Here is a 15534-nt window from a genome sequence, read left to right on the forward strand (position 1 = left end):
GGGGGGCCGGGTGGGACGCGTCCGCCCCGCCGGACGGGGCCGACGGGGCGGACGGGGCGGGCCGTGCCGGCCGCGGGGGGCCGGGGTGTGGGGCGACGGTTACTTGCGCATGACCTCCGGCTCGTGGCGACGCAGGAGCCGGGCCACCGCGATGCCGCAGACGACCCCGATCGCGAGCAGGACCGCCATGTCCACGGCCCACACGCCCGCGCTGTGCTCCCACAGCGGGTCGAGGTTGGTGGGGTTCTCCCGGTCCCAGGGGGCCATGGTGTGGGACAGGTCGACGGTGGCACCGAGCACGCCCATCGCCCAGCGCGAGGGCATCAGCCAGGCGATCTGTTCGATGCCGGGCGCGTCGAAGACCTGGAAGAGCACGCCGGTGAAGACCAACTGGACGATCGCGAAGCCCACCAGCAGCGGCATGGTCATCTCGGAGGTCTTCACCAGCGAGGAGATCACCAGGCCGAACATCATCGAGGTGAAGCCGAACGCGATGATCCCCAGGCACAGTTCGACGGCCGTGGGCAGGAACAGGCCCTCGTCGGGCAGTTCGCGCGCCGAGAGGCCGATGGCGCACAGGACCACGCCCTGGAACGCGGTGATCAGCCCCAGGACGATCACCTTGGACATCAGGTACGCGGACCGGGACAGACCGGTGGCCCGCTCGCGTTCGTAGATGACCCGTTCCTTGACCAGCTCGCGCACCGAGTTGGCCGCTCCGGCCAGGCACATGCCGACCGCGAGGACCAGCAGGATCGCGCCCGCGAGCTGGTTGAACCCCGCGGGGTTGGGGTTGGCCCGCAGACCGTGCTCGTTGGGGATCACGGCGCCGACCGCGCCCAGGATCACGGGCAGGATCACCATCAACGCCAGGAAGCCCTTGTCCGAGGCGATGACCGTCGCGTAGCGCCGGGTGAGGGTCCACAGCTGCGAGCCCCAGCTCTGCGGTTTGGGCGGCCTGGACGTCGGCGGGGCGGACGGCCCGCCGGGGAGCGGCCGCGCCTGCGGGGCGGCGGCGTCGAGCTCGGCCGCGTAGAGCCGGTAGTGCTGGGAGCCGAGCCAGCGGCCCTTCCAGTCGTAGTCGCGGTAGTTCTCGAAGGCGGAGAAGACATCGGCCCAGCTCTCGTAGCCGAAGAAGTTCAGGGCCTCCTCCGGCGGGCCGAAGTAGGCCACGCCACCGCCGGGCGCCATCACCAGGACCCGGTCGCACAGCCCCAGCTCGGCCACCGAGTGGGTGACCACCAGCACGGTGCGGCCGTCGTCGGCCAGCTCGCGCAGCAGCTTCATCACGTCGCGGTCCATGCCCGGGTCCAGGCCGGAGGTGGGCTCGTCCAGGAAGATCAGCGACGGCTTGGTGAGCAGTTCCAGGGCGACCGAGACGCGCTTGCGCTGGCCGCCGGAGAGGGAGGTGATCCTCTTGTTCGCGTGGATGTCGAGCTTGAGCTCGGCCAGCACCTCCTCGATCCGCTTGTCGCGCTCGGCCTCGGCGACGTCGCCGGGGAAGCGCAGCCTGGCCGCGTAGCGGAGGGCGGTGCGGATGGTCAGTTCCTTGTGGAGGATGTCGTCCTGCGGGACCAGGCCGATGCGCTGACGCAGCTCGGCGAACTGCTTGTAGAGGTCGCGGTTGTCGTAGAGCACCTCGCCGACGTCGGCCGGACGGTAGCCGGTGAGGGCGCGCAGCAGCGTGGACTTCCCCGAGCCGGACGGGCCGATGACGGCCACCAGGGACTTCTCGGGGACGCCGAAGGTGACGTCGTCGAGGATCACCTTGCCCCCGTCGACCTTCACCGTCAGGTGGCGGGCGGAGAAGGTCACCTCGCCGGTGTCGACGAACTCCTCCAACCGGTCGCCCACCACTCGGAAGGCCGAGTGGCCGATCCCGACGGTGTCGTCGGGGCCGATGAGCGCCGAGCCGGACTTGGGCAGCGGCTGGCCGTTGACGTACGTGCCGTTGTGGCTGCCGAGGTCACGGATCTCGAAACGGCCGTCGGGCGTGGCCCGGAACTCCGCGTGGTGGCGGGACACCTGGAGGTCGGAGACGACCAGGTCGTTCTCCAGCGCACGGCCGATCCGCATCACCCGCCCCAACGAGAGCCGGTGGAAGGTGGTCGGGCTGCGGTGGTCCCCCTGGGCGGGGGCGCCACCCTGCCGGGGCACCGCGCCCTGCGGCTGCGGGGCCGGCTGCCCCCAGCCGGGGCCGGCGTGCCGCGGCCGCGCCACGGGCTCGCCGCCGGACACCTGCGGCGCGGCTGCCGCCCCGGCGGCGGCCGCGGTCGGGCTCGGTGCCTGGGCGGAGAAGACCAGTCGGGGCCCGTCGACGGCGTTGCCCAGGTGCACCACCGAGTCCGCGCCCACCTCCAGCCGTCGGACCCGTTGCCCCCGCGCGTAGGTGCCGTTGGTGCTGCCGTGGTCCTCCAGGACCCAGACACCGCCGTCCCGACTCAGCGTGGCGTGCCGCCAGGAGACCCTGGCATCCTCCACCACGAGGTCGCCCTGCGGATCGCGTCCCAGGGTGTAGGACCTGGACGGGTCGAGCGTCCAGGTCCGTCCGTTCAGTTCCAGTACGAGTTCCGGCACTCCATGCCCCACAAAGTTGTCCCCCGAGCCACCTCCCGACGGCCGGACGGCCCGAGGGGAGGTCTAGGGATGGCGAACGATCGTGGAGGAACTATTCCAGGCGCCCGACCCGCTCAGAAAGTCGCCCCGGCGGACTGTGGCGGTTCCGCGACCGTCCGCTCTCGGCCGGTGGGCGGGGCGCGCGACACCGACGCGGTCGGGCTCCGCCGCCGGGAACGGCCGGGCCTGGACGGGGGTGTCCGGGGTACGGACGTGCGTACGGAACCGCTTCGGTGCTCGATACCGTAGGGATCATCATGAGCGCTTCGCAGACCCCGACGCCCGTCCCCGGCGCCACCGCCGGCGAGGACACCCCCACCCTCCTGGTGAAGATCTTCGGCAAGGACCGGCCGGGCATCACCGCAGGACTCTTCGAGACGCTGGCCGCCCACTCCCTGGACGTCATAGACATCGAGCAGGTCGTCACCCGGGGTCGCATCACCCTGTGCGCCCTGGTCACCACCCCGTCCGGGAGCGGCGCCGAGGGGGAGCTGCGGGCGACCGTGCACACCTGGGCGGAGTCGTTGCGGCTCCAGGCCGAGATCATCTCCGGACGGGGCGACAATCGGCCGCGCGGCACCGGACGCTCCCACGTCACCGTGTTGGGCCACCCGCTGACGGCCGAGGCGACGTCCGCCATCGCCTCCCGGATAACCGGGGTGGGCGGCAACATCGACCGGATCTTCCGGCTCGCGAAGTATCCGGTGACGGCCGTGGAGTTCGCCGTGTCGGGCGCGGAGACCGAGGCGCTGCGCACCGCCCTGGCGCCCGAGTCGGCGGCCCTGGGGGTGGACGTCGCCGTGGTCGCCGCCGGGCTGCACCGCCGGGCGCAGCGCCTGGTGGTGATGGACGTGGACTCCACGCTCATCCAGGACGAGGTGATCGAGCTGTTCGCGGCCCACGCGGGCTGTGCGGAGAAGGTCACCGAGGTGACCGCCGCGGCGATGCGCGGCGAGCTGGACTTCGAGCAGTCGCTGCACGCCCGGGTGGCGCTGTTGGAGGGGCTGGACGAATCGGTCGTGGACAAGGTGCGTTCCGAGGTCAGGCTGACGCCGGGGGCCCGTACCCTCATCCGCACCCTCAAACGCCTCGGCTACCAGGTGGGGGTGGTCTCGGGTGGGTTCACGCAGGTCACCGACGACCTCAAGGAACGGCTGGGGCTGGACTTCGCCTCGGCCAACACCCTGGAGATCGTCGACGGCCGGCTGACCGGCCGGGTCGTGGGCGAGGTGGTGGACCGGGCGGGCAAGGCGCGTCTGTTGCGCCGCTTCGCCGAGGAGGCCGGGGTGCCGCTCGCCCAGACCGTGGCGATCGGCGACGGCGCCAACGACCTGGACATGCTCAACACCGCCGGGCTCGGCGTCGCGTTCAACGCCAAGCCGATGGTGCGGGAGGCGGCGCACACGGCGGTGAACGTGCCCTTCCTGGACACCGTGCTGTACCTGCTGGGCATCACGCGCGAGGAGGTCGAGGCCGCCGACTCCGGCCAGGGATGACCGGGGACGGCCGGGGGGCGATCGACCCGCGCGGGCGACGGGCGCCGCGCCCTCCCCCGTTCCCCCGCTCCGTCCGTCTCCGTCGCCCTACTCGTCGTGCGGCGCCCAGTGGGCCTCCAGGCGGCCGACGCCGAGTTCGACGGACTTCCACGAGCCGGTGAAGGAGATCACCGCTATGGCGGAGGTGGGGAACCCGACGCGGTCCAGGCGGCTCCTGGCCTCTTCCTCGGCCTCGTTCGCCAGGGCGTCGGCCAGCGCGTGCATCCCGGGGTTGTGGCCGATGAGCAGGAGGTCCCGTACGTCGTCCGGCACCTCGTTGACCACCTCGATCAGCTGCCCGAGCACGGCCTCGTAGAGTCGCTCCTCGTACACCGTCCTCGGCCGCTTCGGCAACTCGTGGGCGGCCAGCTTCCACGTCTCGCGGGTGCGGGTGGCGGTGGAGCAGAGGGCGAACTGGGGGAGGATGCCGCTCGCGGCGAGCCAGCGGCCCGCGAGCGGGGCGTCCTTGCGGCCCCGTTCCGCGAGCGGCCTGTCGTGGTCGGGCACCTGCGGGGGCCAGTCGGCTTTGGCGTGTCGGAAGATGACGATCCTGCGGGGCACATCGACGCTCATGCGTCCAGCTTCGCACGAATGGCGGCCTGAGGCGCGGGGAGTTGGGGACCTTCCCCCACCGGGTGACGTGCGGTTGTCCGCTCTTCCCGCGGGCCGCGAGGCCGCCGGCCGGTTCACCCGGACAGCAGGTGCCGGAAGTACTCCAGGAGCCGGCCGAGGTACTGCGGCGACTCGGCGGCCTGCGCCTCGCCGCCGACGAGCAGGGACAGCAGCGCGGCGAAGACGACGGCGGGCAGCGTCAGGGCCCACCAGGGCAGCCGCGCGTCACCACCGTCCGCCGTCCGCCGGGTGGTCCGGGGAGGTGCGTGGGCCGCCATCGGAACTCGCCTCCGTCGTCTTCCGCAGCTCGTGGTCTGTCGCACCTTCGACGCTACGGATCCGGGGGCGGCGTTCCCATCCAGTGATCCACCCATTGCCCCCTGAGTCCCGCCCCCTAGGGGTTGGTGGGGGCAGCCCCACCACGAGGCGGTCGGGGCCGGCGGTCAGGGGGCGATGACGGCGGCGAAGACTCCGATGACGACCGTGATGCCGAGCATCGCTCCGAGGACGACGAGCAGCTTCTTCTGACCGTTGGGCGGGTCGGGTTCGAGCACTGGCATGTGCCCAGTGTCGCACTCAGTCCCCGTCCTCGACGTACCGGTCCCGCCCCGCCAGCAGGCCGGCCGCGAGTTGGGCGACCATCAGGGCCGCCATCAGGGCCAGCGGCGCGTGCCAGCCCCCGGTGTGCTGGTGGAGGGAGCCGACCAGCAGCGGCCCGGGGATGGAGATGAGGTAGCCGGTGCCCTGGGCGAAGGCCGAGAGCCTCGCGACCCCGGCGCCGGTGCGCGCCCGCATGCCGATCAGGGTCAGGACGAGCGGGAAGGCGCAGTTGGAGACGCCCAGCAGCAGGGCCCAGGCCCAGGCGCCCTGCGCCGGCGCGAACCACAGTCCGGCGTATCCGCCCAGCCCGCACAGGGCGAGGGTGGCGGCGAGGGGACCCTGGTGGCCGAGCCGGGCGGCGATCCGGGGCAGAACGAAGGACAGGGGGATGCCCAGGCCCATGGTGACGGCGAGGAGCAACCCCGCGGTGGCGGCGGGGACCCCGGCGTCGCGGAAGATCTGCGGCAGCCAGCCCATGGTGATGTAGGCCGCGGTGGCCTGGAAGCCGAAGAAGATCCCGAGCGCCCAGGCCGTGGCGGAGCGGGTGATGCGGACGCCGGAGGCCGCACCGCCGTCCGCGTCGCTCCGGCCGCCCTCGCTCCCGCCGGGGCCGCCGGGGCCGGGGGCCGTGGTGGGGCGTGCGGCGCGACGGCGGGCCTCGCGCGTGATCGGCAGCCAGACCGACAGCGCGAGCGCCCCGGGCAGCGCCCACATTCCCAGTCCCAGCCGCCAGTCGCCGCCCAGCGTCTCCGTCACCGGGACGGTGAGGGCCGCGGCGGTCGCGGTGCCCAGGGAGAGCGCCATGGAGTACAGGCCGGTCATCGGGCCGGTGCGGTCGGGGAAGCGCTGCTTGACGATCACGGGCAGCAGGACGTTGCAGGCCGCGATGCCCGCCAGGGCGAGCGCGCTGGCGGCCAGGAATCCTCCGGTGCCGCCCGCCAGGGGGCGCAGCGCCAGCCCCGCGGTGACGGCGGCCGTCCCGGCGAGCACGACGGCGGACGGTCCCCGGCTGCGGGCCAGCCGGGGGGCGACGCTGCCGAAGACGGCGAAGCAGAGCGCGGGCGCGGAGGTCAGCAGACCGGCGACGGTGCCGTTCATCCCCAGGGCGGTGCGGACCTCCGCCAGCAGGGGACCGAGTCCGGTGATGGCGGGGCGGAGGTTGAAGGCCACCAGGACGAGGCCCGCGACCGGCAGCCACCGCGCCCACCGGGGGGCCGCCGCGTCCGCGTTCTCGGCGGGGGCGGCGCCTACGCTGTTCGGGGTGTCCCCGCTCGTTCGGCGGCTGGTGGTCACGGGATCGTCGGCCATGGGGACCATCATAGAATCATCGGATGATTAGGGGCGGCCCGCGGTTTCCCCGCTCTTCCGCTCCGTCCGACCGCGCCGCCGTACGACCATGTTCCCGTACCCCCGTACCCCCGTACCCCCGTACCCCCGCGACTCCGCACACCCGCCCCCACGGCGCCCGCCGTGTCCACCGAAGCCGAACAGGGAAGTGCCATGCCCCTGACCTCGCCCCGCCGCTCCGCCCTGGCCGACCAGGTGATCGAGGCGCTGCGCGACCAGATCACCTCCGGCGAGTGGCCGGTGGGCTCCCGCATCCCGACCGAGCCCGAGCTGGTGGAGCAGCTCGGCGTGGCCCGCAACACCGTGCGCGAGGCCGTGCGCGCCCTCGCCCACAACGGGCTGCTGGACATCCGGCAGGGCTCGGGCACCTACGTGGTGGCGACCAGCGAACTGGCCGGAGTGATGCACCGGCGCTTCGCGGACGCCGACCCGCGGCACGTGGCCGAGCTGCGGTCGATGCTGGAGGCGGAGGCCGCCCGCCTGGCGGCGCACCGCCGCACCGAGCAGGACCTGCGCCAGCTGCGGGCCCTGCTGCGGCGCCGTGAGGCCGCCTGGGGCACCGGCGAGGTGGAACGGTTCGTGGAGGCGGACGTCACGCTGCACCTGGCGATCGTGCGGGCCTCCCACAACGAGGTGATCACGGCGCTCTACGCGGACCTGGGCACGGTCCTGCGCGCCTTCCTCCGCCACGGCGTGGGCGAGGAGCTGCGCCCCGAGGAGTACATGGACCACGGACGTCTGGTGGAGGCGATCGCCGTCCACGACGCGGAGACGGCGGCGCGCGAGGCGGGCTCCTACGCTCGAACCTGCAGCGGCGACTCCACGGCGGGCGGGAACCGTACCGGGGCCTCCGGCTGACCCCTCCCCCGGCGCCCCACGAGGACGTCAGGCGACGCACCGGGGCCCGGCAGGACGCCGAGTCCCCCGGCTCCGGCGGTGCGGAACCGGGGGACTCGGCCCGGAAGGCGGGCGATCAGGCGCCCATCATGTGGACGCCGCCGTCCACGTGCACGATCTCGCCCGTCGTCTTGGGGAACCAGTCCGAGAGCAGGGCCACCACACCGCGCGCGGCGGGCTCGGGATCGGTGAGGTCCCAGCCGATGGGAGCACGGGTGTTCCACACGTCCGCCAGCTCCTCGAAGCCGGGGATGGACTTGGCCGCCATGGACTTGATGGGGCCGGCGGACACCAGGTTGCAGCGGATGTTCCTGTGCCCCAGGTCCCGGGCGAGGTAGCGCGAGGTGGACTCCAGGGCGGCCTTGGCCACGCCCATCCAGTCGTACTTGGGCCAGGCCACCTGCGCGTCGAAGTCCATCCCGACGACCGAACCGCCGCGCTGTTCGAGCAGCGGCAGCAGGGCCATCGTCAGCGACTTCAGCGAGTACGCCGAGACCTCGACCGCGGTGGCCACCGACTCCCACTCGGTGTTGAGGAAGTTGCCGCCGAGCGCGTCCTGCGGCGCGAAACCGATGGAGTGCACGACGCCGTCCAGCCCGACCCCTTCGCCGAGGTGCTCGGCGACCTTGTCGGCCAGGGTGTCCAGGTGCTCCTTGTTCTGCACGTCCAGCTCGATCACCGGCGCCTCCTTGGGCAGCCGCCTGGCGATCCGCTGCACCAGTGTCAGCCGCCCGAAACCGGTGAGGACGACCTCGGCACCCTCTTCCTGGGCGAGCCTGGCGACGTGGAAGGCGATGGAGGAGTCGGTGAGCACCCCGGTGACGAGGATGCGCTTTCCGGCGAGAAGTCCACTCATGGCGTTCAGTGACCCATACCCAATCCGCCGTCCACGGGAATGACGGCTCCGGTGATGTACGCGGCCTCCTCCGAGGCCAGGAAACGCACCGAGGAGGCGACCTCCTCGGGCCGGGCGTACCGGCCCAGCGGGACCTGACCGACGATCTTCTCGCGCTGCTCGTCGCCGAGCGCGCGCGTCATGTCGGTGTCCACGAACCCCGGCGCGACCACGTTGCAGGTGATGTTGCGGGAGCCCAGCTCACGGGCGAGGGAGCGGGCGAAACCCACCAGGCCGGCCTTGGAGGCCGCGTAGTTGGCCTGCCCCGCCGACCCCAGCAGGCCGACGACGGAGGAGATCAGCACGATGCGGCCCGTACGGGCGCGGAGCATGCCCCGGGCGGCCCGCTTGACGACCCGGAAGGTGCCGGTGAGGTTGGTCTCCAGCACGGAGCCGAAGTCCTCTTCCGACATCCGCAACAGCAACTGGTCGCGGGTGACACCGGCGTTGGCGACCAGCACCTGGACCGGGCCCTGCCGCTCCTCGACCTCCTTGTACGCCTGCTCCACCTGCTCCGGGTCGGTGATGTCGCACTTGACGGCGCAGAATCCCTCGGGGGGCTCGCCGGAGCGGTAGGTGACGGCGACCTTGTCGCCTGCGTCGGCGAAAGCACGGGCAATGGCGAGGCCGATGCCGCGGTTGCCTCCGGTGACGAGAACCGAGCGGCTCAAGAGGACACCCTTCCGTAGGGAGCAGGTACTCCCGGAAAAGCTATCGCTCGGCTCCCCGTGTCGGAGAACGGGGCCCCGACAGGGGCTCTGCCGGGGCCCTGTGGGATTCCTACAGAAAGCCGCCCCGCTCCACGAGGCGCACTCGCACTCACCGCCCGCCTCCGGCGGCGACCGTACGAGGATCCTCCGATCACACGGCGTTCCGCGGCGCCACGCCCCCTCCTCGCACGTTCTCGCCGTCCTCGGCCGACGGTCCGGCTCCGAGGACGCACGGGACCGCCGGTCGGGGACGGCCGGAGGCGCCCGTCAGCGGTCCGGCGCCCCGGTCAGTCCGGTGTCTCGGTGACGGCGGCCCCACCGGCGCCCCGGTTCACGCTCCCCTCCCCGCCTTCCTCGCCCTCCCCCTCGTCGCCGGGGCGGTCGCGCCGGCTCCCGGCGGGCCGGTCCTCCCTCTCGGAGCGACGTTCCTTCTCCTTCTCGCCGGCGTCGGTCCTCATTTCGGACGGGTCGTGCTGCCTGCCGTCGTAGGGCCCCGAGTAGTCGCTCATGGCGCGCCTCCCTCTCCCGCTCCTCGCGCCGGTCCCGGTCGCGGGCCGGCGCCGCCGCGAGTACCCCGGTCGCCGCGGCGACACACCGGTGCTCGGGTCACTTCCGCCGCTCACGGCGGTCCCGAACGGCCGCGGCGAGGACGAGAACGACTCCGAGGGCGACCGGGGCGAGCACCGCGGCGAACAGCCAGGCGGGCACGTGCGGATCCGGTTCGGTGCGCCACATCACCGCGCACGTCACGGCGAGCGACAGACCGATGCAGAGGGCCAACTGGAGCGTCGCCCTGGCCGTCCGAGCCGCCGAGGCGCGGGTGGACGGGCGGTTGACCAGGGCGGAGGCCCGCTGCCCGGGAGGGATCTCGTCCGCCGGACGCATGCGCAGCGTCGCCGCCGCGACGGCCGCCGTCAGCGCGACGTTCCCGGCGTGGACGAAGACGGGGACGAAGACCGCGCCGACGGACTTTTCCGTCCAGGCGTCGATCCCGTCCGGGCCGATGTGCTGCGGCACCCTCTCGGGCAGTCGCGGATAGATCCCGATCCCCCAGACCGTCAGGCACAGCAGGAGGGCCAGTGACGGCAACAGCCACCGCCAGGGGAAGTCCGGCCGGTCCGCGTCGCTCATCCCCGCCCCCTCGTCCTCGCCCTCGGCTCGGTCGGTGTCCCCGCGCCCCCACAAGGGTAGGTCGGATCCGGCGGTCCGGGTCCGACGGAGCCCGCCTGTGGAAAACCTGCCGCGTCGACGGTGGGACGTGGTTCACTTCGATCATGCATCGACAAGGAGGAGCGTCCGTGGTGCACCAGATCGACGAGTCCTTCCTGGCGCTGCCTCTGCGCGCGCTGGCCGACGCGGCGCTCGCGCGGGCCCGGGCGCTGGGAGCCGAGCACGCCGACTTCCGGTTGGAACGGATCCGCAGCGCGTCCTGGCGGCTGCGGGACGCCAGGCCGTCGGGGGCCTCGGACGTCACCGACGCCGGGTACGCGGTGCGGGTGGTGCACGGTGGCGCCTGGGGGTTCGCCTCCGGGGTGGACATGACGACGGACGCCGCCGCGAAGGTGGCGAGCCAGGCCGTGGAGATGGCGAGGCTCTCGGCGCGGGTGATCGAGGCGGCCGGCTCCGACGAACGGGTGGAGCTGGCCGAAGAGCCGGTGCACGGCGAGCGCACCTGGGTCTCGTCGTACGAGGTGAACCCGTTCTCCGTACCGGACGCCGAGAAGACGGGGCTGCTGACGCGGTGGAGCGAGCGGCTGATGGGCGCCGACGGGGTCTCCCACGTGGACGCCTCGCTGCTGGCCGTCCAGGAGAACAAATTCTACGCGGACACCGCCGGCACCGTCACCACCCAACAGCGGGTGCGGCTGCACCCGGAGCTGACGGCCGTGTCGGTCGCCGACTCCGGCGAGTTCGACTCGATGCGCACCCTGGCTCCGCCGGTCGGTCGGGGCTGGGAGTACCTGACGGGCACCGGTTGGGACTGGGACGGCGAGCTGGAGCGCATCCCGGAGCTGCTGGCGGAGAAGATGCGCGCCCCGAGCGTCGAGCCGGGCACCTACGACCTGGTGATCGACCCGTCCAACCTGTGGCTGACCATCCACGAGTCCATCGGCCACGCCACCGAGCTGGACCGGGCCCTGGGCTACGAGGCGGCGTACGCGGGCACCTCCTTCGCCACCTTCGACAAGCTGGGCTCCCTGAGGTACGGCTCGCCGGTCATGAACGTCACCGGCGACCGCACCGCCGAACACGGGCTGGCGACGGTCGGCTACGACGACGAGGGCGTGGCGGCCCAGTCCTGGGACCTGGTGCGGGACGGCGTCCTGGTCGGTTACCAACTGGACCGACGGATCGCGAAGCTGACCGGGTTGGGCCGCTCCAACGGCTGCGCCTACGCCGACTCGCCCGCCCACGTCCCCGTGCAGCGCATGGCGAACGTCTCGCTCCGACCGGCTCCGGACGGGCCGGACACCGAGGAGCTGATCTCGCGCGTGGAGCGGGGGGTCTACGTGGTCGGCGACCGCTCGTGGTCGATCGACATGCAGCGCCACAACTTCCAGTTCACCGGGCAGCGGTTCTTCCGAATCGAGAACGGACGGCTCGCCGGGCAGTTGCGCGACGTGGCCTACCAGGCGACCACCACCGACTTCTGGGGCTCGATGGAGGCCGTCGGCGGGCCGCGGACGTATGTGCTCGGCGGCGCGTTCAACTGCGGCAAGGCCCAGCCGGGGCAGGTCGCCGCCGTCTCGCACGGCTGCCCCTCCGCTCTCTTCCGCGGCGTCAACATCCTCAACACCGCCCAGGAGGCCGGCCGATGACAGCATCGTCCTCAGCGTCCCCCGCACCCCACGAGATCGTCGAGCGCGCCCTGGAACTGTCGCGGGCCGACGGCTGTGTGGTCATCGCCGACGAGGAGTCCACCGCCAATCTGCGGTGGGCGGGCAACGCCCTGACGACCAACGGCGTCACGCGCGGTCGCACCCTGACCGTCGTCGCCACCGTCGACGGTGCCGAGGGGACGGCGTCGGGCGTGGTCTCCCGCTCGGCCGTCACCGACGCGGACGTCGAGCCGCTGGTGCGGGCCGCGGAGGAGGCCGCCAGGAACGCGGGACCTGCCGAGGACGCGAAGCCGCTGGTGGAGGGCGTGCCCGCCGCCCCCGACTTCTCCGATGCCCCGGACGAGACCTCCTCCTCGGTCTTCTCCTCCTTCGCCCCGGCGCTGGGCGAGGCCTTCGCCCGGGCCCACGCCGAGGGCCGTGAGCTGTACGGCTTCGCCCACCACCAGGTGGTCTCCACCTACCTGGGGACCTCCACCGGGCTGCGGCTCCGCCACGACCAGCCCACCGGCACCCTGGAGGTCAACGCCAAGTCCTTTGACCACGCCCGATCCGCGTGGGCCGGGCGGGCGACCCGCGACTTCGCGGACGTCGATCCGCGGGAGCTGGACGCCGAGCTGGCGTCGCGGCTGGAGTGGGCCGAGCGGCGGGTGGAGCTGCCGGCTGGGCGGTACGAGACGTTGCTGCCACCGAGCGCCGTGGCGGATCTGCTGATCTACCAGTTGTGGTCGTCCGCCGGGCGGGACGCCGCCGAGGGACGCACGGTGTTCAGCCGGCCCGGGGGTGGCACACGGGTCGGCGAGCGGCTGTCGGAGCTGCCGCTGACGCTGCGCAGCGACCCGCACGCACCGGGTCTCCAGGCGGCGCCGTTCGTGATCGCGCACTCCTCCGGCGACGACGCCTCGGTCTTCGACAACGGGCTGCCGTTGTCGGCCACCGACTGGGTGCGCGAGGGCGAGCTGCGGCATCTGTTGACCACCCGGCACTCGGCGGAGCTGACGGGTCTGCCGGTGGCTCCGGGGATCGACAACCTGATCCTGGACGCGGGCGGTACCGCCTCGTTGGAGGAGATGGTCGCCGACGCCGGCCACGACGGCCCGGCCCTGCTGCTGACCTGCCTGTGGTACATCCGCGAGGTGGATCCGGCGACGCTGCTGCTGACCGGACTGACCCGTGACGGGGTCTACCTGGTGGAGAACGGCGAGGTCACCGGCGCGGTGAACAACTTCCGGTTCAACGAGTCGCCGGTGGACCTGCTGGCACGGGCCACCGAGGCCGGGCGCACCGAGCGCACCCTGCCGCGCGAGTGGTCGGACTGGTTCACACGGGCGGCGATGCCGCCGCTGCGGGTGCCGGACTTCAACATGAGCTCCGTCAGCCGGGGAGTGTGAGCGGCGTAGACTCTCCCCGGTAACCGACCACGACCATCGCGTCAGCCCATCATTCGATTCGATCACCGGGAAACGAACGTGACACGCCTCGGCGACTCCGTGCAGCGTGCCGGCGACCTGCTGGCACAGGACCTCTCCTCCGACGAGACCGTCGAGCGGCTGCTCGTGGAGACGGGCGCCCGCCGCTATCTGGACCTGACGGACCTGTCGGCCGGGGAACAGGCGGAGCTGATCGCCGGGCGTGCGGTGGACGTCCTGCCGTCGGTGGAGGGTCTGGCCGAGCGGATCGAGGCCGCCCGGGAGGCCGGGCGCGGCCTCAACGTCAAGCTGGGCATCGACCCGACGGCCGCGGACGTGCACCTGGGCCACACGGTGCCGATGATCGTCCTGAGCCGTTTCCAGCGGATGGGGCACGACGTCACACTGATCATCGGTGACATCACGGCCAAGATCGGCGACCCCTCGGGGCGCTCCTCGGAGCGTCCGCCGCTGACGGACGAGGACATCGCCCGCAACCTGGCCGGTTACCGGGACCAGGTGAAGCCGTTCTTCGACTTCGAGCGGGTGCGCTTCCGGCACAACAGCGAGTGGTTGGCCGGCATCGCCCTGCCGAGGCTGATCGGCATCCTGGCCCAGGTGTCGGCCTCGGCGCTGCTGCAGCGGGAGGACTTCCGCAATCGGCTGGCGGCCGGGCACGGACTGACGATGTCGGAGTTGATCTACCCGGTGGCGATGGCCATCGACTCCGCCGAGATCGAGGCCGACGTCGAGCTGGGCGGTGTGGACCAACTGCTGAACATGCAGATGGGCCGGAGAGTGATGGAGATCTACGGCCAGAAGCCGCAGATGATCGTCACCATGCCGCTGATCGAGGGCACGGACGGCTCGGGCGCGAAGATGTCCAAGTCCAAGGGCAACTACATCGGGCTGAACGCCTCCGCCGACGATGTCTTCGGCAAGATCATGTCGATCCCGGACCGGCTGATGGTGCCGTACCTGCGGGCCTGGACGGAGTGGACCGACACGGAGATCGACCTGGTCACCGACCGGATCGAGAAGGGCTCGCTGCACCCGATGGACCTGAAGAGGGTCCTGGCCGGCGAGGTCGTCTCCGCCCTTCACGGTGTCAAGGCGGCGATGGCGGCCCGGGCGGGCTTCACCGCGCAGTTCTCGCGGAAGTCCTTCGCCGATCTGGAGAGCCTGCCGGTGGTGGACACCGCCGAGCACGGGGGGAAGGGCGTCGCGGCCGTCCTGGCGACCGTACTGGAGTTCACCCCGTCCGCCTCCGCCGCTCGCCGCGTCGCCAAGCAGAAGGGGCTGCGGCTGGTGGTGGAGACCGAAGGGGGTCAAGAGGCGATCGTGCTCTCCGAGGCGGAGGCACTGCGCCCGCTGGGCGAGGTCGTCCCGGAGAAGCTGGCCGACGCCGGACTCTCCGGAACCGTCTACCTCAAGGCCGGCCGCAAGGTCGCCGAGGTCCGCGGACTCTGAGAGAACCCCGGACTCCGGGAGGACCCCGGGAGAGCCCTCAGAGGGCTCCGACGGGTCCGAAGGACTCCACCTGCCCCCGAGCGGGTCCGGTCCGACCGGGCCGTCGGGGGCGGGAGCGGATCCGCGGGCGGTGCCGGCACGCTCACACGACGCCGTCGCCGTGCCGCGTCGGCTCCACCGCCCCTGTCAGGCGGTCCTCCTGCCGCCTCGTCCCCGGATCGCCGCGTACAGCGGGGTGCCCAGAGCGACGATCAGCACGGCTCCGGCGAGCTGGAGCAGGTGCCGGATCCAGTCGATGCCGCCGGTGTCGTCCACTCCGATCCCGCCGGCCACGGCGTTGCCCAGAAGCCCGCCGAGGATGCCGAATATCGCGGTCAGCCACAGGGGGATGTTCTGCTTGCCGGGAAGGATGGCGCGGGCCAGCACACCCAGGACCAGACCCACGATGATCGCCCACAACCAGCTCATGTCGCCTCCTAGTGCGGCGTGCGTTGTGTGCCACGCGTTCGGTTCGTACGGAGGCGCTCCCACCCGTGCGGCCGGGGGTCGTCCGGGTGGAGCCCTCCCGGCGCTCCGGGTGCCCCCTCCCCGGCGTCGTATGCGGGA

Annotated in this window: 15 protein-coding genes; 5 read left to right on the forward strand and 10 right to left on the reverse strand. The window is 72.4% G+C overall.

Annotated features, from left to right (window positions below):
- Nucleotides 1-99: 99 nt before the first annotated feature.
- On the reverse strand, nt 100-2577 hold the full coding sequence (locus tag F0L17_RS04680) for an FHA domain-containing protein (RefSeq protein ID WP_162465794.1): 2478 nt from the start codon (nt 2575-2577) through the stop codon (nt 100-102).
- A 296-nt stretch (nt 2578-2873) separates the two neighbouring features.
- Between F0L17_RS04680 and serB the strand changes: the two genes are divergently transcribed.
- Entirely contained in the window at nt 2874-4112 is a 1239-nt protein-coding gene (gene serB / locus F0L17_RS04685) for a phosphoserine phosphatase SerB (protein ID WP_155070080.1), read from the forward strand.
- 87 nt (nt 4113-4199) lie between these two features.
- Here the strand turns inward: serB and F0L17_RS04690 are convergent, their stop codons facing one another.
- From F0L17_RS04690 to F0L17_RS04700, 4 genes are all read right to left on the reverse strand, one after another.
- Entirely contained in the window at nt 4200-4724 is a 525-nt protein-coding gene (locus tag F0L17_RS04690; protein WP_155070081.1) for a SixA phosphatase family protein, read from the reverse strand.
- A gap of 113 nt (nt 4725-4837) precedes the next feature.
- Nucleotides 4838-5041: a hypothetical protein gene (locus tag F0L17_RS04695; RefSeq protein ID WP_155070082.1), complete on the reverse strand. Its 204-nt coding sequence runs from the start codon at nt 5039-5041 to the stop codon at nt 4838-4840.
- A gap of 165 nt (nt 5042-5206) precedes the next feature.
- A complete protein-coding gene (locus F0L17_RS27990; protein ID WP_274389087.1) occupies nt 5207-5323 on the reverse strand; it encodes an SGM_5486 family transporter-associated protein in 117 nt (38 codons plus the stop codon).
- A gap of 16 nt (nt 5324-5339) precedes the next feature.
- Nucleotides 5340-6671 (reverse strand): CynX/NimT family MFS transporter, encoded by a 1332-nt coding sequence (locus F0L17_RS04700; protein ID WP_155070083.1) that lies wholly within the window; start codon nt 6669-6671, stop codon nt 5340-5342.
- A 192-nt stretch (nt 6672-6863) separates the two neighbouring features.
- Here F0L17_RS04700 and F0L17_RS04705 point away from each other — a divergent pair, with 192 nt between their 5' ends.
- Entirely contained in the window at nt 6864-7568 is a 705-nt protein-coding gene (locus tag F0L17_RS04705) for a FadR/GntR family transcriptional regulator (protein ID WP_155070084.1), read from the forward strand.
- A 115-nt stretch (nt 7569-7683) separates the two neighbouring features.
- On the opposite strand, the gene fabI is transcribed toward F0L17_RS04705, so the two are convergent.
- From fabI to F0L17_RS04725, 4 genes are all read right to left on the reverse strand, one after another.
- On the reverse strand, nt 7684-8463 hold the full coding sequence (fabI, locus tag F0L17_RS04710; RefSeq protein ID WP_155070085.1) for an enoyl-ACP reductase FabI: 780 nt from the start codon (nt 8461-8463) through the stop codon (nt 7684-7686).
- A gap of 5 nt (nt 8464-8468) precedes the next feature.
- Nucleotides 8469-9173 (reverse strand): 3-oxoacyl-[acyl-carrier-protein] reductase, encoded by a 705-nt coding sequence (fabG, locus tag F0L17_RS04715; RefSeq protein ID WP_155070086.1) that lies wholly within the window; start codon nt 9171-9173, stop codon nt 8469-8471.
- Nucleotides 9174-9499: 326 nt separating this feature from the next.
- Nucleotides 9500-9721, reverse strand: a complete 222-nt coding sequence (locus F0L17_RS04720) for a hypothetical protein (RefSeq protein WP_155070087.1) — start codon at nt 9719-9721, stop codon at nt 9500-9502.
- A 97-nt stretch (nt 9722-9818) separates the two neighbouring features.
- Nucleotides 9819-10343, reverse strand: coding sequence for a DUF1648 domain-containing protein (locus F0L17_RS04725; protein ID WP_155070088.1), 525 nt, complete (start codon nt 10341-10343; stop codon nt 9819-9821).
- Nucleotides 10344-10486: 143 nt separating this feature from the next.
- On the opposite strand from F0L17_RS04725, the gene F0L17_RS04730 reads away from it, so the two are divergent.
- The 3 genes from F0L17_RS04730 (at nt 10487) to tyrS (ending at nt 14928) form a co-directional block, all read left to right on the forward strand.
- A complete protein-coding gene (locus F0L17_RS04730) occupies nt 10487-12031 on the forward strand; it encodes a TldD/PmbA family protein (protein ID WP_155070089.1) in 1545 nt (514 codons plus the stop codon).
- Nucleotides 12028-13440 carry a metallopeptidase TldD-related protein gene (locus tag F0L17_RS04735; RefSeq protein ID WP_155070090.1) on the forward strand — a complete coding sequence of 471 codons (1413 nt, stop codon included), beginning with the start codon at nt 12028-12030 and terminating at the stop codon, nt 13438-13440. The genes F0L17_RS04730 and F0L17_RS04735 overlap by 4 nt, the downstream gene beginning before the upstream one ends.
- 78 nt (nt 13441-13518) lie before the next feature.
- Nucleotides 13519-14928 carry a tyrosine--tRNA ligase gene (gene tyrS, locus F0L17_RS04740; protein ID WP_162465796.1) on the forward strand — a complete coding sequence of 470 codons (1410 nt, stop codon included), beginning with the start codon at nt 13519-13521 and terminating at the stop codon, nt 14926-14928.
- A gap of 186 nt (nt 14929-15114) precedes the next feature.
- Here tyrS and F0L17_RS04745 read toward each other — a convergent pair whose 3' ends face one another.
- Nucleotides 15115-15396, reverse strand: coding sequence for a GlsB/YeaQ/YmgE family stress response membrane protein (locus tag F0L17_RS04745; protein WP_155070091.1), 282 nt, complete (start codon nt 15394-15396; stop codon nt 15115-15117).
- Nucleotides 15397-15534 lie beyond the last annotated feature (138 nt).

Origin of the sequence: Streptomyces taklimakanensis (assembly GCF_009709575.1) — a bacterium.
Lineage (GTDB): Bacteria > Actinomycetota > Actinomycetes > Streptomycetales > Streptomycetaceae > Streptomyces > Streptomyces taklimakanensis.